The organism is Sporosarcina sp. P7, assembly GCF_002743425.1.
Classification (GTDB): domain Bacteria; phylum Bacillota; class Bacilli; order Bacillales_A; family Planococcaceae; genus Sporosarcina.
Map to the genome: position 1 here is coordinate 1 of NZ_PDZF01000023.1, position 22,290 is coordinate 22,290.

The 22,290-nt window shown below is 42.2% G+C and carries 19 protein-coding genes; 10 read left to right on the forward strand and 9 right to left on the reverse strand.

Annotated elements, in window-relative coordinates; genetic code table 11:
* Positions 1-802: 802 nt before the first annotated feature.
* The 3 genes from CSV60_RS15020 to CSV60_RS15030 all read left to right on the forward strand — a co-directional run bounded on the left by CSV60_RS15020 (position 803) and on the right by CSV60_RS15030 (position 3,951).
* On the forward strand, positions 803-1,516 hold the full coding sequence (locus CSV60_RS15020; protein ID WP_099637543.1) for a hypothetical protein: 714 nt from the start codon (positions 803-805) through the stop codon (positions 1,514-1,516).
* A 1,011-nt stretch (positions 1,517-2,527) separates the two neighbouring features.
* Positions 2,528-3,346 (forward strand): choline kinase family protein, encoded by an 819-nt coding sequence (locus CSV60_RS15025; RefSeq protein WP_158233192.1) that lies wholly within the window; start codon positions 2,528-2,530, stop codon positions 3,344-3,346.
* 185 nt (positions 3,347-3,531) lie between these two features.
* Positions 3,532-3,951: a PaaI family thioesterase gene (locus CSV60_RS15030; RefSeq protein WP_099637545.1), complete on the forward strand. Its 420-nt coding sequence runs from the start codon at positions 3,532-3,534 to the stop codon at positions 3,949-3,951.
* A gap of 157 nt (positions 3,952-4,108) precedes the next feature.
* On the opposite strand, the gene CSV60_RS15035 is transcribed toward CSV60_RS15030, so the two are convergent.
* The 5 genes from CSV60_RS15035 to CSV60_RS15055 form a co-directional block, all read right to left on the reverse strand.
* On the reverse strand, positions 4,109-5,338 hold the full coding sequence (locus tag CSV60_RS15035) for a dihydrolipoamide acetyltransferase family protein (protein ID WP_199175299.1): 1,230 nt from the start codon (positions 5,336-5,338) through the stop codon (positions 4,109-4,111).
* A 13-nt stretch (positions 5,339-5,351) separates the two neighbouring features.
* A complete protein-coding gene (locus tag CSV60_RS15040) occupies positions 5,352-6,374 on the reverse strand; it encodes an alpha-ketoacid dehydrogenase subunit beta (RefSeq protein WP_099637547.1) in 1,023 nt (340 codons plus the stop codon).
* Positions 6,371-7,438 (reverse strand): pyruvate dehydrogenase (acetyl-transferring) E1 component subunit alpha, encoded by a 1,068-nt coding sequence (pdhA, locus tag CSV60_RS15045; RefSeq protein ID WP_099637548.1) that lies wholly within the window; start codon positions 7,436-7,438, stop codon positions 6,371-6,373. Before pdhA ends, CSV60_RS15040 begins: the two co-directional genes overlap by 4 nt.
* Positions 7,439-7,467: 29 nt before the next feature.
* Positions 7,468-8,547 (reverse strand): Glu/Leu/Phe/Val dehydrogenase dimerization domain-containing protein, encoded by a 1,080-nt coding sequence (locus CSV60_RS15050; RefSeq protein ID WP_099637560.1) that lies wholly within the window; start codon positions 8,545-8,547, stop codon positions 7,468-7,470.
* A 115-nt stretch (positions 8,548-8,662) separates the two neighbouring features.
* Positions 8,663-10,018 carry a sodium-dependent transporter gene (locus CSV60_RS15055; protein ID WP_099637549.1) on the reverse strand — a complete coding sequence of 452 codons (1,356 nt, stop codon included), beginning with the start codon at positions 10,016-10,018 and terminating at the stop codon, positions 8,663-8,665.
* Positions 10,019-10,299: 281 nt separating this feature from the next.
* Here CSV60_RS15055 and CSV60_RS15060 point away from each other — a divergent pair, with 281 nt between their 5' ends.
* Entirely contained in the window at positions 10,300-10,764 is a 465-nt protein-coding gene (locus tag CSV60_RS15060) for an Lrp/AsnC family transcriptional regulator (protein ID WP_099637550.1), read from the forward strand.
* A 266-nt stretch (positions 10,765-11,030) separates the two neighbouring features.
* Here the strand turns inward: CSV60_RS15060 and CSV60_RS15065 are convergent, their stop codons facing one another.
* The gene (locus CSV60_RS15065) at positions 11,031-11,729 is read right to left on the reverse strand and encodes a YjjG family noncanonical pyrimidine nucleotidase (protein WP_099637551.1); all 699 of its coding nucleotides are present in this window, start codon (positions 11,727-11,729) and stop codon (positions 11,031-11,033) included.
* A gap of 261 nt (positions 11,730-11,990) precedes the next feature.
* Between CSV60_RS15065 and CSV60_RS15070 the strand changes: the two genes are divergently transcribed.
* Positions 11,991-13,646 carry a flagellin N-terminal helical domain-containing protein gene (locus tag CSV60_RS15070; protein WP_099637552.1) on the forward strand — a complete coding sequence of 552 codons (1,656 nt, stop codon included), beginning with the start codon at positions 11,991-11,993 and terminating at the stop codon, positions 13,644-13,646.
* Positions 13,647-14,036: 390 nt separating this feature from the next.
* Entirely contained in the window at positions 14,037-14,792 is a 756-nt protein-coding gene (locus CSV60_RS15075; protein WP_099637553.1) for an IclR family transcriptional regulator, read from the forward strand.
* 56 nt (positions 14,793-14,848) lie between these two features.
* Here CSV60_RS15075 and CSV60_RS15080 read toward each other — a convergent pair whose 3' ends face one another.
* A complete protein-coding gene (locus CSV60_RS15080) occupies positions 14,849-15,838 on the reverse strand; it encodes a 5-oxoprolinase subunit C family protein (RefSeq protein ID WP_099637554.1) in 990 nt (329 codons plus the stop codon).
* Positions 15,829-16,569 carry a 5-oxoprolinase subunit PxpB gene (gene pxpB / locus CSV60_RS15085; protein WP_099637555.1) on the reverse strand — a complete coding sequence of 247 codons (741 nt, stop codon included), beginning with the start codon at positions 16,567-16,569 and terminating at the stop codon, positions 15,829-15,831. The genes CSV60_RS15080 and pxpB overlap by 10 nt, the downstream gene beginning before the upstream one ends.
* Positions 16,570-16,847: 278 nt before the next feature.
* Here pxpB and CSV60_RS15090 point away from each other — a divergent pair, with 278 nt between their 5' ends.
* The 4 genes from CSV60_RS15090 to CSV60_RS15105 all read left to right on the forward strand — a co-directional run bounded on the left by CSV60_RS15090 (position 16,848) and on the right by CSV60_RS15105 (position 20,919).
* Positions 16,848-17,624: a LamB/YcsF family protein gene (locus CSV60_RS15090; RefSeq protein ID WP_099637556.1), complete on the forward strand. Its 777-nt coding sequence runs from the start codon at positions 16,848-16,850 to the stop codon at positions 17,622-17,624.
* A complete protein-coding gene (locus tag CSV60_RS15095) occupies positions 17,621-18,847 on the forward strand; it encodes an NRAMP family divalent metal transporter (RefSeq protein WP_099637557.1) in 1,227 nt (408 codons plus the stop codon). Before CSV60_RS15090 ends, CSV60_RS15095 begins: the two co-directional genes overlap by 4 nt.
* Before the next feature lie 19 nt (positions 18,848-18,866).
* A complete protein-coding gene (locus CSV60_RS15100) occupies positions 18,867-19,658 on the forward strand; it encodes a putative hydro-lyase (protein WP_099631079.1) in 792 nt (263 codons plus the stop codon).
* 706 nt (positions 19,659-20,364) lie between these two features.
* Positions 20,365-20,919: a competence protein ComK gene (locus CSV60_RS15105; protein ID WP_099637558.1), complete on the forward strand. Its 555-nt coding sequence runs from the start codon at positions 20,365-20,367 to the stop codon at positions 20,917-20,919.
* 441 nt (positions 20,920-21,360) lie between these two features.
* Here the strand turns inward: CSV60_RS15105 and CSV60_RS15110 are convergent, their stop codons facing one another.
* Complete coding sequence (locus tag CSV60_RS15110) at positions 21,361-21,873, reverse strand: sigma-70 family RNA polymerase sigma factor (protein ID WP_099637559.1); 513 nt, start codon at positions 21,871-21,873, stop codon at positions 21,361-21,363.
* Between the last annotated feature and the right edge of the window lie 417 nt (positions 21,874-22,290).

Consider the following 22,290-nt stretch of genomic DNA (forward strand, 5'->3'; position numbering starts at 1 on the left):
GATTGTGCATTTCTGTTCAAAAGATAATATTCTCTTTCTGCCCTTTTTTATGAATTCCAAAATGAACCCCTCCCGTGACAGTATGTTCCTACAACTATAACATCTTCTGTGTCCATTTTAAGGGGGGCGACTACTGTGCATCAAACAACTCGGACACTACTCTGAATTGTTTTAGAGTTGTATAATGCACAGGCAAACAAGATCTAATCGTATGCCCGTATTTTTTGCAAGTATGCTGGAAAGTATAGAACAAGAATTAATACTAAAAGAAATTGAAGCAAAAGACCTTACCAATCCATATAAATTGAGGCACATAATTAAGATTATGAATATTTTGGACGATATACAATATAGTGAGTTATTTATAAAACACTTTACTATCTGGACACAGGAGGATGCAAACAGTAATATTTGGTCTTCTTTGAAAGGAGACATACAATCTATTTTTGATCTATTGCCTATAGCCCATCAAGAATACTTAATGCGAGAATTGTGTTCCATTGAAAAAAACTTTTCGTCACGAGTTTTGATCGTCAAGTGAGATACGCTTTATATTTAAGAGATATTAGTAAAAATGAAGTTATTGAGGAAGTGCTATGTTGGGTTAAAGAGTAATTTTGATGGGAAGCATATTAAATTAGGTGAAGGGTACTTATTATGCAATAAATAAATCGGACTCTATTTTGAATCGTTTTAAATCTGTATACTGAATTGGTGACACACTTAACGTGAATGTTGTATTAAACACGATAGTTCAAACAATGATGAAATTTTGGTACTAATTATGAAGGACTGATATTGAATGTTGAGGATTAGACCGATTTATTGGTTTTTATTAGTAGGTTTTACACTACTAGCTATTTTTTTACCTATCGGGATTAACAATCTAATGAGCATAGAGTCTCCAAAAATCCTTGCGCCAAATGGTGTAGTTACTTCAAATGACTGGATTGGTTTCATGGGAAGTTTTATTGGGAGTCTTATTGCCGGTGTACTAACGTTAGGTGGTGTATATCTAACTATTAAAGAGCAACGAGTAGAATCTATGATTGAAAAGTTCCCTAAGAAGTTACAACAACTCGATAATATTTATGAGTTTTTTAATTCTGAAGAGATTGGAAATATTAAAAAACATAATAACGAAGGACTATATGGAATTGTCGATACGGCTATTAGCGATATTACTCGTAAAAGAGTAGAATTGATTGATGGTGCTACAGAAGTTAACGGTTATTTTTACTTTGAAATTAAGAATATTATTAAAAAAGCTAATGAATTTAATAAAGAATTTCCAAGAGAAAAACGTTTTTCACTTCAACATCGCGATTTAAACACTGATGAATATAGAGCCGTTAAAATCGAAAGATATGCTGATTTTATTATTGAATTGGAATGTTGGGTAAAAAAATTCAATAAAATGTATTATATTTTTGTTGATGAACATGAAAAAATGACTGCTGAAATAGTGAAATTGAAGAAATGCAAAGTTAAAAAAGACACTTGGAATATTAACTGATGATTTCTGTATAATATCAAACTATCATATTTATAAAATATATCACGCGTGTTGATTTACCAACTACTTCCAACTAAACATATAAAAAAAGAGATGCTACTTATAAGATGTAAGTGACCAAACCGACATTTTCGAAACGAGCATCTCTCATTAATAAAGCTTGTTTGAAAAGTTATTAAATATTGCTACGTTAGATCTCGAAAAATATTAAAAACAGGATCAAATCACTCTTTGCGAAGTACAAGAAAATTCTATCCAAATACATAAGAATTAACCCATCCAATATAAGACAAGGCACTGCCCAATAGTTATAGGTGGTCTGCCTAAAGTCGACAGGTGTACCTGACGACATTGGGCAAGTGCACCTGCCCAAACCCGCCAGGCCAATAACTAAAGAACTTAAGAATATTAATAATAAAACCATTGTCGAGAAGAATCTCGACGTTGCACATTTCATTATTCAGTACGTGAACGACAAAACCCGAATGTATATCACTCACGAAAGTAATTGTTAATGTGTGTATCCTTTTCTCGAAAAAGCTCTATATGAAAAGTGAGAGTGGACATGCAGAGTGAATCCACACAGAGTGTCATGAACTCAACAAGACGGTATAGAAAATGCTATAGTAGCGAAGTTTCTTGAACAAATCGAAGAATTTGCATACAGTAGGTCGGAAAAACTTATTCAAGTGCTAGTATGAAAAGGAAATTTATGACGTTGAAATTAAGAGAGTAATTACAACGCCTACATTTCAATGGATCTATGGGAAATCTAGTATTACTATTGATTTAAATGATGCGTTGAAAGATAATATTTTAATAGGTAAGTTCACATTCGTAAGTGAACGCTTGATCTATGGAATGGTACTGATTAGATATTCGGTAAAACGTTTGATTTAGATCAATGGAATTCAAAATTTATTTTCAGAATAATTAATGATCGTGTGGAATTTAGAAATTTACCAGAAAAACAATACATACTATAGTACAGAAAACCGAGGTGCAAAAATAGTGTTTCTAATCGAAGAACTTACATACATCAAAAGACTAGGCGGTCTCACCAACCTAAACTTCCTTGTTGCGCATAAAGGACAAAAATATGTCCTACGTTTCCCGGCGCATGAGTTTGAAGATATTATTAATCGCCAAAATGAAAAAGCAAACCAGCAGATTGCGGCTGAAGTTGGGGTGACAGTTGGCAATGTGGTGTTTACCGATGAGGGTATTAAAATGACTCCGTATTATGATGCGACGGCTGATTTAACACGGGATTTGATTGTGACGCCGGAGTATTTGGAGAAAGTGGCGGGTGTGTTGGCTAGGCTTCATTCGTCGAATAGGGAATTTAAGAATCGTTTTAATTATTGGGACGAGGTGGAGAAGTATAAGCGTTCGTTAACGGAAATTCCTTCGCTTTATGTGTTGTTGGAGGAGCGGTTGCGAAAGTTGACGCAAGGAGAACGGCAAGAGTATGCGCCGTGTCATATGGATTCGGTGACGGGTAATTTTATACAGAATGATGCCAAGCAAGTGCTGTTGATTGACTGGGAGTATAGTGCGAATTATTTGCCTGAATGGGATTTGGCGGCGTTTATTTTGGAACGAGAGTTAAGTGAGCTGCAAGAGCAAGTGTTACTCGATTATTACGGTTTGCCGGCTTCTTCGAAAGAGTCGCTTGATCTGCAAAAGTTAAAGACCGACTTTCTTTGGTCGTTGTGGTCGCTCGTTAAAGAGAACGAAGATCCTTCGTTTGAACAATATACAGCCATGCGTACGGAGCGTCTGATCGAGGGAGTAGAGCGGTATTATCGGGAGTATGGGGATCAGTAACGGCATACTTACTAAAGCCTAGGTTTTTGTTATACAGCTAATCAAAGTGTAATGCGTCCTTGTATAAGATCATCTTAGATGACTGAGCTGATGGCGCGGTAGGTGTACGGAAACCTTTTTTCGCACCTAGCTTTGTCCGCGGTTGTACCATGATAGTAGAATAAGATAAAGGAGTGGATGAGTGGATGGCAGAGTCGAAAACAGTGGATTTGATGAAAGTAGTAAAGGGAGAAGCAACGCCACCAAATTGTGATTTGACATTGCAGCTAGACGTACTGTCAGCAGAGGATGGACTGGCCCGTGGCATTTGGACAGTGGATAAGAAGTTCATGAATGGAAACGGCGTGTCGATGGGTGGTTTTCTAACATCTGCGGCAGATATTATGATGGCTTATGCGGTTGCTTCCAAAATAGCCGAAGATCAGACGTTTGCTTCTGTAGATATTCATACGACGTTTCACCGGCCCGTGTTGACAGGAACGGTGGAAGTGGAAGCGCGTGTAGAACGGCTCGGACGCAAGATGGTGTATGTAGTGGCTAGTCTTTTTCAAAACGATAAGAAAGTTGGAGACGTTGTTTCCTCTGTCATGATCTTGGCTAAGTAAGGTGAACTAGTGTTGACGATTCCAAAAAATCTTTTCCGGTAAAAACGGGAAAGATTTTTATTTTTGACGTAATTGAAATTAGACGAGAAAAAACCCGGTTAACGTGAACCCGGGTACAGTAATTCGTTACTACTTAGATGATTTCACCTACTACCAATTATATCAATTCCAGCCAAAGCTTTTTAGGATTTTCAATCAATTCTGCAAAGCGGTTTGTAAAGGCTACTGCCGTTGCGCCATCTGCTACTCGGTGGTCAAATGACATGGAAATATTCATCATCGATCGGATGACAATTTCGTCATTATCCGTGACCACTGCGCATTTCTTCGTTTTATGGAATGCGATGATCGCTGTTTCAGGATGGTTAATAATCGGTGTTGCTCCGGTACTTCCGAGTGGTCCGACGTTCGAGATCGTCATGGTGCCACCGCGCATTTCATTAGCTGATAATGTACCGAGGCGTGCTTTTTCATTCAGCTCTTTCATTTCAGTGTGGACTTCTAGCAACGTTTTCTGGTGAGCATTTTTCAAAACGGGCACAATCAGTCCGAGTGTGGAATCGACAGCAAGTCCGATATGATACTCTTTTTCAAGAATGATGACTCCATTTTCTACATCCAGCTTGGCGTTGAAAACAGGGAAGTCTCTCAATGCTACGACTAATGCCTTGATAAAAAATGCCACTGCGGAAATAGAGGCGCCTTCAGCTTTTAGTTCCTCGCGCAGCGCAAGGAGGTTCGTCATATCGATTTCCTCGAAATGTGTAACATGCGGAATCGTTGTCAATGACTGTGTCATTTTCTTAGCGATTTGCTTGCGGATGCCTGTGAAAGGTATCGTCTCCGCTACTGCCGGTGTTGCTATAGTTGCAGGAGTGGATGGCAAAGTATCTGTTGCTGCAGTTTCCAACACCGCGGAAATGTGGTTGCTTCCTTCTTCCATGAAGCGGTACACGTCCTCTTCTAAAATACGACCTGCAGGACCCGTTCCGTTGACTTGTGTAATGTCCACGCCATTTTCTCTGGCAATTTTCCGTGTGTACGGAGCTGCCATGATCCGGTGGGGGCCTTTGAAGGTTGTGGTAGCATGTTTCTTTGTTTCAGCCGGGGCCGTCTTGGCAGTAGTGACTTCCTCGACCCGCTTAGAACCGTTTTCTACTTCTATCAGTAAGATCGTCGTGCCTACATCAACCGTAGAGGCAGTGTCGATTAATAGTTCTTTTACAATTCCAGTTGCGGGGGACGGTAATTCCGCGACCATTTTATCTGTTTGTACTTCTACAAGGGCCTGATCCGCCACAACGGAGTCACCGGGTTTCACGAAATAGTGAAGAATCTCGGCTTCCGTCATTCCTTCTCCTATATCATGCAGTTTTACTTCTAACAATAGGGAAACCTCCTTAGAATGTATACACTTTTTCGATTGCTTCATCTATACGTTTGGTAGTGGGTAGATAATCATCTTCCAGTGCGAAGAAGGGAACTGGGACATCAAATCCCGTTACTTTTTCAATCGGTGCTTTCATATACAGGAATGAATTTTTATTAATAATAGATAGAATATCGTTTCCGACGCCTGTCGTTTCATGTGCTTCATGTACAACGACTACTCGGCCCGTTTTTTGTACAGATTCTGCGATGATGTCTTTATCGAGAGGGAACAGGGTACGCATATCAATTACGTCACACTGAATCCCTCTAGCTTTTGCTTTTTCAGCCGCTTTCTTCGCGACAGGCACCATAGCGCCCCAAGTGATGACGGTTACATCATCACCTTCAGCAACTTTCTTCCCTTTGCCGATTTCGATTTCATACATCCCTTCCGGAACATCTTCACGGAAAGCGCGATATAAGCGCATCGGCTCCATGAATAATACGGGATCCGGGTCTTTAATCGCTGCGATAAGCAACCCTTTAGCATCGGCAGGTGATGAAGGACAGACGACTTTAATGCCTGGCATATGTGTAAAAAGGGATTCGGGACTGTCTGAATGAATTTCCGGTGCGCGCACTCCCGCCCCGTACGGCGCACGAATGACCATCGGCACCGTATATTTGCTCATCGTCCGCATTCTTACTCGGGTCACATGCGTGGCAATTTGTTCATACGCTGGATAAATAAAACCGAGAAATTGTATTTCTACGATCGGAATCATTCCGTTGACTGCTAGCCCAACTGAGGCGCCGACAATACCGGCTTCACTTAGCGGTGTGTCAATGACACGATTTTCACCGAATTTTTCTTGAAGGCCTTCGGTTGCGCGGAATACGCCACCGTTTTTCCCGATGTCTTCTCCAAGCAGCATGACGCGGTCGTCTTCAGCGAGCATCGTCCCAAGTGCATCTGTCACGGCCTGTACAAGCGTTAATGACCGTGTCGTTTTAGTTGTTTCCACTGCTGATTTTTCAGTAACTGGATTCATTCTTGCTCACTCCTTACTGATTGTAGATACTGTTCTTTCTGCTCCTGTAGTGGCCATGGCATTTCTTCAAATACATGGTCGAATAAATCTTCTACATTCGCTTTCGGGAAGTTTTCCATATCCACGACTGCTTTTTCAATTTCCTCGTGAATCTGTGTAGTGATTTCTTGCACCCATTTTTCGTCCCAGTATTTTTGTTCTTTCATGAAACGTTCTAAGCGCAGCAGGGGATCTAGTTGATCGCGTGTAGATTCGACTTCGTTTTGATCGCGGTATTTCGTCGGATCGTCAGCTGTTGTATGGGCACCGAACCGCTGAGTAACGGCTTCAATTAAAGTCGGTCCGCCACCGTTTCTCGCTCTGTCGAATACTTTTTTCGTTTCAAAATACACGGCGAAAATATCGTTTCCGTCAATACGGATACCTGGCATGCCATACGCGACACTTTTCTGAGCAATTGTTTTAGAGTTCGTTTGCTTCTCAATTGACGTCGAGATGGCATAGCCGTTGTTTTGGTTAAAGAACACGACAGGTAACTTGAAGACACTGGCAAAGTTCATGCCCTCGTGAAAGTCTCCTTCAGATGTCGCCCCGTCACCAAAATAGGCGATAGAAACATGTTTATTGCCTTTACGTTTATCTGCCCATGCTGCACCTGCCGCATGCGGGAGCTGTGTGGCAATCGGAACGGCTGGAGGGAAGATATTGCGGCCAGGATGCACATTACCTTCCGTGCGCCCGTTCCAGTAAAGCAACACGTTCGGCATATTCGCGCCGAACGTCAACAGGGCGCCGTGATCACGATAGGTAGGAAACACCCAATCGTCTATTTCCAAGGAAAGAGCGCTTCCTACTTGTGCCGCCTCCTGTCCTTCGAATAGAGCATAGGTTCCAAGTCTGCCTTGACGCTGTAGGCTCTTCGCTTTGCGGTCGAACGTTCTGATCCGTAGCATATTATAGTAAAATGTATGAACTAGTTCGGTTGAGATGTCTCCTTTAATCGAGTCATCCGAGAACTTTCCTTCTTCATTCACATATTGAGTAATTGGATATAGTTCTTCCATGAATCTTTCACCTCATTTAGCTATTTTTATTACTGATGAAAATTCCATTTCGGTCTGTTGGATTGCGTGAAGAAGCTGTTGCGGTTCTTCGCGTCTTCAATACGCTTTTCACACATACGGTCTGCGGCAGTGGCGGTCGTAATATGATCCTGTTCTGCCTGATTGAATACTTCAAGTAATGAGTTATAGATATTTTGCGTTTTGGCGAGTACACGTGCAGGGTTCGTTCCGTACAGTTCATCCGCCACTTGGATCAGACCACCGCCATTGACGATATAGTCCGGTGCGTACAGAATACCTTTTTCACGGAGCAGTTCGCCATGGCGGCTTTCCGCAAGCTGATTGTTCGCGGAACCCGAGATTCCGCGGACTTTCAACACGTTGAGCGTGTCGTCGTTGATCACGCCACCAAATGCACAAGGAACAAAAATATCTGCTTGTTGGCTGTAAATCTCGTCGCTTGATGCGATTTTGACAGCGCTTCCACCAAGCTTTTGAATATCTGCAATGGCCTGTTCATTAATATCTGTGACGATCACGTTTCCGCCTTCATTGATAATATGTTCAGCTACTTTATAACCTACTTTTCCAAGACCTTGGATACTGTACGTTCTGCCTTCTACTTTGTCGTCACCAAACAACGTCTGGTTTGTCGCTTTGATACCATAGAAGACGCCGAGTGCAGTAGGGATGGACGAGTCTCCGCCACCACCGTATTCAACGGGTTTGCCGACGATGTAGTTTGTTTCTCTCATTGCGTGTACGAAGTCCTCAAGCGTTGTGCCCATGTCTGTCCCTGTATAGAAGCGTCCGTTCAATGATTCGATGAATTGACCGAAAGCACGGAATTTCTCAGGCGTTTTATCTTTTAACGGATCACCGATGATGACGGATTTACCGCCGCCGAAGTCTACATCAGCTGCCGCACATTTATATGTCATTCCTTTAGACAGGCGAAGAACATCTTGTAATGCGAGATCCATCGTTTTATACGGCGCCATTCGGCATCCGCCAAGTGCAGGTCCCATGGTCGTATCGTGGACAGCTATGATAGCTTGAAGACCTGTTGCTTTATCATGACAAAAGAGAATTTGTTCGTGCTCGACCATTTTATCCAATACACTTGCTTTGTCGTCTTGCAAAGTTTGTTCTAAAGTTACCAAAATAATTTCCCCCTCTATTTTATTGCTGTAGACTAGTGAAAAGTATCAGCAATCTTTCTATTTACTTCAAGAAGTCTAGTAGACCAAGCACATCTGCAAAGACTATTAAAATAGCCACCGGTGCCAAGTAACGGATTAATAAAAACCAGCCAGAAAATATTTTTTTGCTGATGTTGGAGCCGGCTTTCAATTCATCATAGAGCCGATCTTTCGGTATTTTTAATGGAATGAATATAGCGATCAACAACGCACCGAGCGGCATGAGAATATTACTAACTAAATAGTCGAAAGCGTCGAACAGAATCATACCGAAAATCGTAAAGTCTGATAGTAAACCATACGATAATGCGGATGGAATGCCGACAATAAAAATGGCCGCCCCAATCATCCACGCGTACTTTTTCCGCTTCTTGTCATCCCCTTTGGAAGTGGCTGACACAATGATTTCTAGCATAGAAAATGCGGAAGTCAGCGCAGCAAATAGGAACAGAATCAGGAATGCTAGGAAGAACAATGTGCCAAACGGAAGTTGCCCGAAAATGGTAGGCATCACGTTAAAGAGTAATGTTGGACCCGCGTCCGGTTCAAGACCGAATGCAAAGACCGCTGGGAAAATAACCAATCCTGCTAGAATGGCCACGAGCAAGTTCATCAATACGATGGAAATAGCAGACTGCGGCAAACTTTCCTTTTTGGATAAATACGAACTATACGTCACCATTACAGAAACACCGATACTGAGTGCGAAGAATGATTGCCCCATCGCAAACAAAATAGTTTCAGAAGTAATATTACCGAAGTTCGGTTTTAGGAAAAAGCTGACGCCTGCCATCGCCCCATCAAGAGTGAATGAACGTATAGTCAAGATGATAAACAACACGAATAGTGCAGGCATCATGTATTTACTGGCCTTTTCTATACCGCTTGTCACGCCTTTTGCTATAACGAATGTTGTCATCACCATGAACAGAAGCTGCGCGCCTACACTTGCATAGGGACTGGATACGATGTTGCCAAATAAATCTCCATAGTCCGTCTGCGTTAGACCGCTTAGACTGCCAGTCGCGGCTTTCCAGATGTAGATGAGCACCCAGCCGCCCACCACGCTGTAAAAAGATAGAAGGATGAAACACGTCACAATTCCTAGTCTTCCAATCAAGTGCCAAGATGTACCCGGTGCGACGGTTTTATAGGAATCAATTGCATCTTTTTGCGTGCTCCGTCCAATAATGAATTCACCCATTAGGAGCGGAAGTCCGATCAGAAAAGTGAAAAGTAAAAAGATCAATAAAAAAGCTCCACCACCACTAGTGCCTGCTACATAAGGGAATTTCCATATTGCGCCTAAACCGATAGCTGAGCCTGCCGCTGCTAAAATAAATCCTAATTTAGAAGACCACTGATTATTAGTATGCATGCGTCACGTTCCTTTAGTTTTATGATTTTTGCTTTCATTTGATGAATATCGAGCCTTTGAAATCGCTTACATTCGTGAGTAAAAAATTTTATTTATACTTATGTTTTTGGGATACATGTGGTCCATTCTGTACCTCCTTCTTCTGTTAGATTCCCTTTGACTTAATAATAGAGTAGGATATACTTTAATTACATATCAGAAAAAAGTGAATTTCACAAAAAAGACACAATTTTGAATGACTTTGATGCATTTATCCTTCATTTTGAAAAGAGGTGTGGTTTTTGAACAGTACGGACATTAAATTATTGGCACTATTGCAGGAAAACAGTCGTGTAACCATCAGCGACCTATCCAAACAATTATCTCTTAGCCGCCCAAGTGTTTCAGAGCGTATCGCGCGTCTGCAGGAAAAAGGTATTATAGAAGATTTCACTGCGCGACTCTCATTGCAAGCACTCGGACTGGACACATTACTCTTCATCCAGGTGAGTGAGTTGAAAAAGAAGCCCGCTGATTTTGAGGAACAAATAAAAGGAGAAACTTCGATCCTTGAATGTCACCGTGTGACCGGAACGACAAATTATATCTTAAAAGCTGCTACGTCTAGCATGGCCAAAATGAGCGAGTTGATCGATCGGCTCATCCCATTCGGTTCGTTAACGACTTCTATTGTCTTGTCGTCGCCTATTCCATATAAGATTATTGTGCCGGAAGAAGACGTAGTGAAAGAAAACTGTTTACAGTAACGGTTACGGATTGAGTAGGTGGTGGATTACTTCCATATAATGCAATATGTAAGTTGGATATGTATGCGCTTTCAAAACGATGTTTGGTGCTATAAACAATAATCATAAAAACATAGTGGAGATAGGAATAAATTTCATCATGCCAAGCCCTTGTCTTTCAACGGTTGCAAGGCATCAAAAATTCTTTTATAGCAATACTCCGTTCAATACATGAATAACCCCTCCAACGAAAGGTGTTGGAGGGGTTAGCTGTGATTAGTTATAGATCAGTTGTTTAGTACTGTCTTACGTCCCAAGCTGAATTCTGCCCATGAATGAATTTCAAATGTCGGCTGAATTCCTGTGTTGTTTTCGCGTCGGTCTGGATTGAACCAGCACGTGTCAATACCTGCGTTGATTCCACCTTGTATATCGGAAGTCAACGAATCACCAATCATCAGTACACGTGAAGGGTCTGTGATACCTAGTTTCTGAAATGTATAGTCAAAAATCTCAGGCTGCGGCTTTTTGTAGCCAGTTTCTTCAGAAGCGATAATCGCTTCGAACGTATCGCGTAAAGGAGAGCCGGCTATGCGAGCGTGCTGGGCGATGGTGAAACCGTTCGTTAAGATCGCCAACCGGTAATCAGATAGCTGTGAAATCATCTCTTCCACACCGTCGATCAAATGTGATTCGAAGCCTAGGTTTTCGATGTATAGTTCCCCAAAATGGGAAGCATCTAGTTGTAGTGCGTGCTGTGTGAATAGCCGACGGAAACGTTCTACTTTTAATTCTTCCAGAGTGATGCGACCTTGCTCGAGATCGTCCCAGATGACGGAGCTGATCGTGCGGTATGTGTCACGGTACGCTTCCAAGCCGTTTGGTAGTCCGAATGTGTTAAATGTATTGCCGAGTGCATGTTTTTCTGTTTCGGCAAAGTCGAATAAAGTATCGTCTAGATCGAATAATAGTACATCGTATGGCATATAGAAGGACTCCTTTATAAAAACAATAAGTACTAGTATACCATGGGAAACCAGATGATGTTAAAGACAATATGATAGGTTTACACGATTATTTTCTTGTTCAAAGTTTTGATGATTAAGGCGTGGCTTGTTAATAGGATGGTTTAGCCTAAGCATTTCATGATTAAAAGGTAATGGTTAATATATCCCAAAAATCACCGATAAGAGACAGAGACAAGGTATTAATAGTTATCACTAACATAAGCGAGAGAAGGGGTTACATTGCGAATCAACCATAATATATCCGCTTTAAATAATTATAGAAATCAACAACAAAATTCTCAATATGTAAATGAATCCCTAAAGAAATTGAGTTCGGGTATGCGTATTACCCAGGCCGCAGATGATACAGCCGGTTTGGCAATTTCAGAGAAGATGAGGGGGCAAATACGCGGGTTGGAGCAAGCTAAACAGAATATAAAAGATGGAATTTCACTCGTGGAAACTGCTGATGCTGCATTAGGCAATATTAATGATCCAATGTTGCTTCGTCTTAGGGAACTGGCCATCCAAGCAGCAAATGACACACTGACAGATGAAGATAGACAATTACTGCAGTTAGAAGTTTCACAAATAAAACAAGGTATTGATCAAATTGCGAATAACACAGAATTTAATACTATACCTTTATTAAATAGAACAAGTGAAGTTGCGGGTGCAGCTACTGTTACAGTGATTAATGGTTCCGAAACTCAACTTACTTCCACTGTAGACTATGACACACAGCCAAGTTGGAAAGGTGAAAATATAGCCTTTACACGTGAAAATAATATCTTCTTGATGAATACAGATGGTTCGAATCAACAACTGATAGTAACAGGTGCAAGTCAACCTGCTCTTTCGGAAGATGGAAAGTCTATAGCGTATGTGAAAGGCGGCAATTTATTTGTTTCTAAACTAGATGGTACGGATGTTAGGCAATTGACGACTGATTCAAATGTCCCTGTTGACCAAACATTCGGTTCGCTTCCAGCTTGGAGCCCCAGTGATGATAGAGTGTTTTTTAAGACTGGCAACGGTATAGAGGCTATATCTTTGACTGATTTGTCTAGGACAGTAGTTTTATCTGATGGAAATGCATCTTCCCCTTCTATAACAGCTGATGGTAAACAAATGGTGTATCAATCAACTAACGGAATATTTTCACTGAATTTAGATACATCCACTGTGACTTCATTAAGTGCTGTTGGGTCGGAACCAAGGCTTTCTCCTGACGGTAAAACAATCGCATTTTCAGCACTATCAAGTGAAAGTCACGACTCAGAATTGTTTGTAATGAATATAGATGGTTCTGAAAAAACTGATATTACTAGTAAGATGGATACGGCTAGCTGGCACTCTCATAATATATATCCGTCTTGGTCACCTGATGGGAAATTTATTGTATTTCATTCAGACAATGAGAAGGATAAAAGTACTTCTGGTGATATATGGCGAGTAGAGTTGAGTGGTACGACTACAGATACAAATTCGGGAGGAACCGGAACTATGTTGTTGCTGCAAGTAGGAGCGAATGCTGGTCAAGACATGAAGGTTGTTCTTACAGATGCCAGGACATCAGCACTAGGTATCTCCAATCTAAAAGTAACGAGCAGAGAAGAGGCGGAGGAGGCCATTTTATTGGTTGATCAAGCGGTACAGAAAATATCATCTGAAAGATCAAAGTATGGTAGCTACCAAAATCTATTGCAACATATTGAAAATAATGTAGCTAACTATCACGAAAATATTCTCTCTTCTGAATCACGAATTAGAGACGCAGATATGTCCAAGGAAATCACTCAGTTGACAGGACATCAGATTCTCTTGCAGGCATCACAGGCAATGTTAGTACAAGCTAATCAAATGACACAGGGTATATTGCAATTATTGAAATAAGTTATCAAAGATAGTTTTTATAAAGATGGAATTACAAAAGAAAGTACTGTGGTCGATATTTAATTCTACATTTAATTTAACATATATGTAGTTATTTTGAAGCATTCTTGGAGTATTAATAAAGACGATTGCTAATATGGCTACTATTCGCACGGAGAATTATGGCATGTGCAACTTGTGGATTAGAAAGGTTATCTAAAAAGTAAACATAATGGGTGAATGATTCGGTTTAGTATTTTTTATTAAATTCTTACATATAGAAAACCTCCAAAATTACAGATATCTGGGCAACATCTAGGAATGGTTTCACTTCAATGCTATAATCAACCATACAAGTTTTCATCCTAAACCTACTAATCGACCTAGATAATTCATCGGAAAGGAGCCAACATGAGCACAAACAATAAAACAGTCGTCCGATCCTTGGACATACTTAACCTTTTCGTCGATCACCCAGCGCTCACATTCCAAGAAATCATCGACCTATCCGGTATTCCGAAATCGTCCGTCTATCGCATGTTGTCCTCGCTCGAAGAAATGAAGTTCCTTGAGAAGGGGGCGGATTCACAGTATCGTCTCGGTCTATTGCTATTGAAATACGGTAGTTTAGTATCGAAACGGTTGGATATTCGGAAGATTGCTTATCCGATTATGGAAGAGCTTCACAATGATGTGAAGGAAGCGATTAATTTAATTGTCCGCCAAGGGGACCAGGCGATTTATGTGGAGAAGATTGATACCTATCAGAAAGTTCGTTTGTATACGGCGATCGGTAGGAGTAGTCCGCTCTATGCAGGCGCCTGTTCGAGAATTATTTTATCTAACCTGTCGGATCGCTATATCGCTGAGTATTTGGATAAGACGGAATTACGGCAGTTTGGTAACGGTACGTTCACCGATCGGGAGTCGTTGCTTGCGTCTATTCAGGAGACGCGACAAAATGGCTATACGCTCAGTCATTCAGAGCTTGAAAATTTCACTTCCGCTGTGGCAGCGCCGATTTTTGATTTTAGCGGTGATGTTATTGCGGGGATCAGTGTCGCGGGTATTGAAGCGAATTATCAAGAAGAGAATTTAAAGATTTTAATTCCAAAAGTAAAAGAAGCTGCCTTGGAAATTTCCAGGCAGCTTGGGTATACAGGATAAATCAACCTCTTGCGTTTGAGTAGAACTCTACTGAAACACAAGAGGTTGATTTTATTTTAGTAGTTGAGTTTCTGCTGGATACCGATTTTGATTTGATAAATCAGTTCCTCTTTTGCGATAAGTTCAAGCTCTGCTTCTGCATGGGTGATGAGCTTGAAATGAAGTTTCGCGTTAGGTTTCACTTGCGACAAGCTACCTAAGTCTGCCGTAATGACTTGTCCGATTTTCGGATAACCGCCAGCAGTTTGTCTGTCCGCCATTAAAATAATCGGCTTGCCGTTAGGCGGTATTTGAATCGTCCCGAACGTCACGCCTTCCGATAGGAGTTCGAGTTTTTCGGTTAACGAAAGCGCCTGTCCTTCGAGTCGTAAGCCCATTCGATTAGATTGCGGCGTGACGACATACGGCTCGCGTACCAGTCGTTGTTTACTGGCATCATCAAAATTCTGATATTCAGTGCCTTCGATAATACGAATAGTTTGCGTGGAGGCCAGACTTATTAACGGATGATGAGGGACATTCCAGTCTGGCGTGCCAACTTGTTCGATCAGCGTAAATACCTTGTCGTTTGATTCCGTCAGTTGTCCGAATGAAAGGTGATCGTTTTGCTGCAGTGCTCTTCCTTTGAACCCGCCAATTCCCGCCACTAGATACGTACTTTTACTTCCCATCACAACCGGTATGTCGATTCCACCCGCAATGGCCAAATACGCACGGCACCCTTCAATCGCAAAACCGAATTTCAGTATGGAGCCTTTTTTGACAATAAGAGGCCGCCAATTCGCAACCGGTACCCCGTCAATTGTCGTTTGAAGATCTCCGCCCGTAATGGCGATCAATGTATCTTCTTCAAACTGTAGCATCGTTCCAAATAACGTGATTTCGAAAACGCCTTCTCGTTCTTCATTGCCTACAAGGAGGTTCGCGACCCGCATCGAATAACTATCCATGGCACCGCTTACAAGTACACCGAATTTTTGCGAACCGGTCCGCCCGATATCTTGTATGGTCGTTAAGAGCCCGGCATTCAATACATTTACTGACATGTCGTCACCTTCTTTTGCTCATCGTACTCTTCTTGTGTTATCGAATAAAACTTTATTTTATCTCCAGACTGTAATAAAGAGGGGGGAGACATGTCCGGTACGAATAGTTCTGTTGGTGTACGTCCGATAATCTGCCAGCCGCCCGGTGTTTCGAGTGGATAGACACCTGTTTGTTTGCCAGCAATTCCTACAGAGCCAGGAGGAATCGATGTCCGTGGTGTTAATTTTCGCGGTGTCGCAATTCGTTCATCAAGGCCACCTAGAAACGGAAATCCAGGTGCGAAGCCGATCATATACACGAGATATTCAGGTGTCGTATGAATCTCAATGACTTCTTCAATCGACATCGTATGCGTGTCTGCCACGATTTGTAGATCGGGACCGAATTCACCGCCGTACAGAACGGGAATCTCTACCAATCTTCCCTCTGTAACGGGAAGATCAGACATTTTGATAGCTAGTTTATTCATATAATCAATCACTTTTTCTAAAGGCGTGCCGTCTATTTGAAATCCTTGCGTTGATTGATACACCAAATACGGAGAGTAGTATACCGCCAAGCTATTGTAAGCCGGAACCGACTCAATGAATCCGTCAAATGGATATTCATCTAAAAGGAAAGACAGGTTTTTTACTTGCTGGTGGACGGAAGGTTGGATGCCTTCGCCTAATTTTATCATGATGGCAGAATCGCCAAGTGCTTTAATATCGAGAGATTTCTGTTCATTCATCGTAACATCTCCTTCAAATTCCGAAATTCGAAACCGTTATTCTGAAAAACGAATCGTAGTTCTATTATAGATTTCTAAAGAGAAAATACAAGCCTATTATTCAGTTTATAAAAATACTCACCATATTTCGACAATGGTCTATTCAACAAAAGATTTTTATGATAGACTAAGTTTCAAGTTCAAAACCTAAGTTTCGAATTTCGGAACTAGGCGATATGCAAACGCTTACTTCTTGTTGGCGAATTCGTTTATGGTGAAAACTAAAGGAGGTCATATACATGGCAAAAGTAGATTTGAATAGTGATTTAGGGGAAAGTTTTGGCCGCTATACATTAGGAGAACAAAAAGAAATTTTGAAATATGTCACGTCTGCAAATATAGCGTGCGGATTCCACGCGGGAGATCCTTCCGTGATGCGGGAGACGGTACAGCTTGCGATCGATAATGGAGTACGAATCGGTGCGCATCCGGGGTTACCGGATTTAGTTGGATTTGGGAGAAGAGATATGAATATTACTCCTCAAGAGGCATATGACATGGTCGTCTATCAAATTGGGGCGCTACAAGCATTTTTAGCTGTACATCAAGAACCGATGCAGCATGTCAAGCCGCATGGCGCACTTTATCAGATGGCGTCAAGAGATCAAGGCATTGCCGAAGCGATCGCAAAAGCCGTCTATGATGTATCGCCGGACCTTGTACTGTTTGCGCTTGCGGATAGTGAATTGTCGAGAGCTGGAGAAGCGATTGGACTTGTGACGGCGCATGAAGTATTTGCTGATCGTACGTATCAATCAAACGGCATGCTCACTTCGCGTTCGCAAGACGATGCGATGATTACCGATCAAGAAAAGTCAGCTGAGCAAGTCATTACGATGGTGAAAGAAGGAAAAGTACGTTCGCAGCAACAGACCGATGTCGCGCTACGAGCAGATACCATTTGTATTCATGGAGATGGTGAGCACGCTGTGGAATTCGCGAAATACATTACAGACCGGTTAAGCGGTGAAGGGATTTCTATTACCGCTATTTCGGACAGGGAGGATTCCTTATGAAAAATGAGAAGTTAGGACTTACTCATGAGCAGGAACAGAAAAAGGTAACGCGTGGCGTCTTACTTGGCGCCGCCTTCCTGATGGCGACTTCGTCTGTCGGACCCGGTTTTTTAACACAGACTACTGTATTTACAGAGCAGCTTGCGGCAAGTTTCGGTTTCGTTATTTTAATTTCATTAATTTTAGATGTCTTTGCTCAAATGAATATTTGGAGAGTTATCGCGGTGTCCGGCTTACGTGGACAAGAAATTGCCAATAAAGTGCTACCAGGTCTAGGTTTCGTCCTTGCTTTCCTCATTGTCGCAGGAGGTCTTGCGTTCAATATTGGAAACGTGGCGGGTGCAGGTTTAGGGCTTAACGCGATGGTTGGCATCGATCCCATCATGGGTGCGGTCATCAGTGCAATCTTTGCGATTTTGATCTTCGTGGTAAAAGAGGCGGGTAAGGTGATGGACAAAGTCGTTGCTGTTGCGGGTGTGATCATGATTATTTTGGTCGTATTCGTCGCGTTCAAGACATCTCCACCAGTCGGAGAAGCCATCGTCCGAACGTTTAATCCTTCTGAAATTAGCTTCTTTGCGATCGTCACGTTAGTTGGCGGTACAGTTGGCGGCTACATTACGTTCGCAGGTGGACACCGTTTGCTAGATGCGGGGATTAAAGGAATTGATTCTGTTCCGTTAGTCACGAGAAGTTCCATTACAGGTATTGCAGTCACTGGAATCATTCGAGTGGCATTATTCTTAGCAGTACTCGGCATCGTTGCACAAGGATTGCAGATTGATCCAGACAATCCACCAGCTTCTGTGTTCCAGCTTGGAGCAGGAGAACTTGGGTTACGATTGTTCGGTGTCATCATGTGGGTAGCAGCTATCACGTCTGTTGTGGGGGCAGCGTATACTTCGGTTTCGTTCATCCGATCCTTCCACCCACTCATTGAAAAGTATCACAACTGGATCATTATTTTATTCATTGTCATTTCGACTGCGACGTTTGCATTTGTTGGAAAGCCCGTCACGATTCTCTTGTTGGTTGGGGCATTGAATGCACTGATTCTGCCGTTAGCACTTGGTACGTTGCTCGTTGCGGCGTATAAGAAAGATATTGTCGGTGAATACAAGCATCCACTTTGGCTCACGATTGGCGGAGCGGTTGTTGTTGGCATAATGGGCGTGTTAAGTGTTATGACGTTGATTGAACAGATTCCACTACTCTTTGACTGATGCATAGGAGGTTTGATTGATGGAAACGTATCGTTCCATGAATGCGCAAGAAGTTCGGAAGTTGATTCGAGAGCAAAAAATTACAGGGCAGACGTCTGGAATGGCCACAGGCTTTACACAAGCGAATTTGGTCATATTAAAACAGGAGCATGCGCTTGATTTCCTACTGTTTTGCCAACGTAATCCCAAGTCTTGTCCGCTTCTAGATGTCACAGAACCTGGTTCGTATCGTCCGGCTAAGATTGCGGAAGATGCAGACATTCGCAGTGATCTACCGAGTTACCGCATCTATAGAGACGGTGTGTTGACCGAAGAAGTGAACGATATTACAGAGTACTGGGAAGACGATATGGTCGGCTTTTTAATCGGCTGTAGTTTCACGTTTGAAGCACCGTTACTTGCGGGCGGAATTCCTATACGGCATATCGAAGAAAACCGCAATGTCCCGATGTATAAGACGTCTATTGCATGCACTAAGTCGGGCATTTTTGAAGGGCCGACCGTAGTCAGCATGCGACCAATGAACGCGCAAGACGCGATTCGTGCGATTCAAATTACGACTCGTTTCCCTGATGTTCACGGGGCACCGATTCATCTAGGTGATCCGAGTTTGATTGGAATAGACGATATTTCCGCGCCTGACTTTGGAGATGCGGTGACAATCAATGAAGGCGAAATTCCGGTATTCTGGGCGTGCGGCGTCACTCCGCAAGCCGTAGCTATGCATAGTAAGCCGGCTATTATGATCACGCATTCTCCAGGTTGTATGTTCATTAGTGATATGAAGGATTCAGAGCTCAGTGTTTTGTAAGGAAACAAGTTCTCAACTCGACTAGTTGTCGGTTGAGAACTTTTTTGATTGTGGATAATTGTGGAATGGCGCGGTGTTGGAGCGGAATGGCGCGATTTGATTAGTGAATAGCGCGGTTCGGCAGGGTTAATGCGCGATGTTCGGTGTTAATAGCGCGGTTGGGCTACACTTTAGCGCGGTCATACAGATGAATAGCGCGGTTCTACAGCTAACCCCCACCTACGTGCTTGCCAAAACCGTACGACGTCTTGATGTGTATTTTCATTCAGAGCACATTCTGAACGTAATGCCACTACAGAATTCATTACTTTAATACATAATATGGCAAATTATACAGTAGTTCAACAATAAAATCAGAATAATGGGAATTAATGTAGACGAAAACATTATAGTACTATATACTTGTTCTTAAGACAGGTACTTTATGCATAACCATCTATGTAAACGCTTACTATCTTTAAAATGAATGAATGCGGGTCGATAACTGAAGCAATACTTATTGGCCTGTTTTTAGTGCGTCAATGTATGTCTGAAAGGAGGTGAGAAATGAATGCGTCACGTAGTGGATAGAGAAAATCCCCGAGTGCTTCATGTCATGGGAGACAGACTCGAGGATTTAATAGCTGGTGTATACCAACATATCGTTAGTATACCCCTTTATCCTACTAACCGAAAGGAGTTTCTATAAAAAGGGGGATAACGGGGCATGGATGAAGAAACAAAGTCAGTGATTTCACCGGGGACGAGTATGGTATATCCGTATTATGACGATGAGGGAAAGTTATGTTCGGTGTTACTGAAAAACGGTGATTTTGTACGGGTGGATAAAAGTCCAACTGAGGTAGTGGACTTGAGTATGCAGTTTTACGGGACGAGTTTGCGTGGCGGAATCGATGGTGGTAAGGCGTTGATGGGCAGAATACATATGACACCTGTGATGGTCAATGAGCGATTGGATATGTATTGGTTTCCAAGTAATTCACCTTCAAGTACTGAATGCGTGTGGTTTTCGTTGTCACACATATTGACGTTCTTACCGTTCGATAAAGAACATACAAAAGTGATATTCCGTGATGGCAATGTGTTCACTGTAAACTGTAGTTTTTCAGTTTTCCAGAAAAGATACCAGCGGACATGCATGTTAAAGAATGGATTGACGGCCAGGTTCACGCAAATGGCGCTCGGTGAGAAGAAGGGGTATAAAACATATTTGATCCGAAAGAATCACAAGCGTGGGAATTATGAGATCACGGATGAGTAAATAAAGTTATACATAGCGTTCCTCATTGGAGGAGCGCTTTTTTGTCGAATGGTTTTGTGAAATGTTCACTGTTTTGGTAGGCGGGGTGGTATAATCAGTGTAATAATGAATCGTTTGGTTAGGGACTCTGTTCATGAGCGGTCAGGAGGGAAGAGTATGTTGTTTGATTTCTTTAAGCCGAAGTGTGAATATTGCAAGAAACGGACGTCTGTCTATCAGGGATATTATTTGCCGAATGATAAGAAGATAAAAGTTTGTTCGTCTTGCGCGCGTTTTGCGCAACGTCGTGGGTTTCGCAAGTGGAAGGGCTGACGTAGGGTGAGGTGACGCCTTCCACTTAAGTTGAACTGGAATCGTCAATTAACATAAAAAGTGACAAAAGCACGATCAATAGAGCAAACAAAAGCAAGAGCTACCCGCATAGGGTGCTCTTGCTTTTGTTTATACGTCAATATTTCTTTTAGTAGTTAGTTGGTCTTTTAATTTCTTTAGTAGTTTTTCCCGACGTTTTTTGATTCCGGAAACTGAAATGCTGAAGTGAATGGCGCATTCAGCTTGGGTTTTGTTTTCTACGTAAAGATGGATGAGGAGTTCGCGCTCGCTTGTCGGGAGTGCGGTAATGATTTCATGTAGTTCGTTGTCAGGATCTTCGGTGAAGTGGTGTTGTGTTAAGTGTTCTAAAGTTTCGGTTTCGACTGATGTGTTGACTTCGCTGAATCGACTTTCCCTTTTCAGGTCGTCGAGCATGGCGCCATAGATGGAACGATAGGCGAAGGGCGTGAAATTTCCTTTCGTTTCATCAAAGCGTGTCCACGCATGAAACAGTGCGATGCGTCCGGTTTGACGGAAGTTGTCGAAATCACGGTAAATGTTTAATTTTCTGATGACGGCTGAAATCATAGGTTCGTATTGTTCCATTAGTTGTTCAAAGTTTTCATTCCGACTATTTTCCATAAAAGCGACCTCTTCAGGCCGTGCACGACACATTGGATTCCCTGGGTATTTATATAATAGGAAGTTTTGAAGGGGATATCGAATCGTCATGTTGTAGTTATGCCTGAGGTGAAGCGTATGCTTTGGTTTGGGGGAAGCAAATGCTTTTATAGAATGAAGTTGAATAGATTTGGTTATTTCTGGATAGTGGGAGGATTGGATTTGGGGGTTGATAGGGCGTTCGCGCATTGAGTATGATCGGATAACCCGTTTGATAGAGCGCCCGCGCATTGTGTATGATCGGATAACCCGTTTGATAGAGCGCCCGCGCATTGTGTATGATCGGATACCACGTTTGATAGAGCGCTCACACGTTGTGTATGATCGGATACCATGTTTGATAGAGCGTTCACGCATTGTGTATGATCGGATACCCCG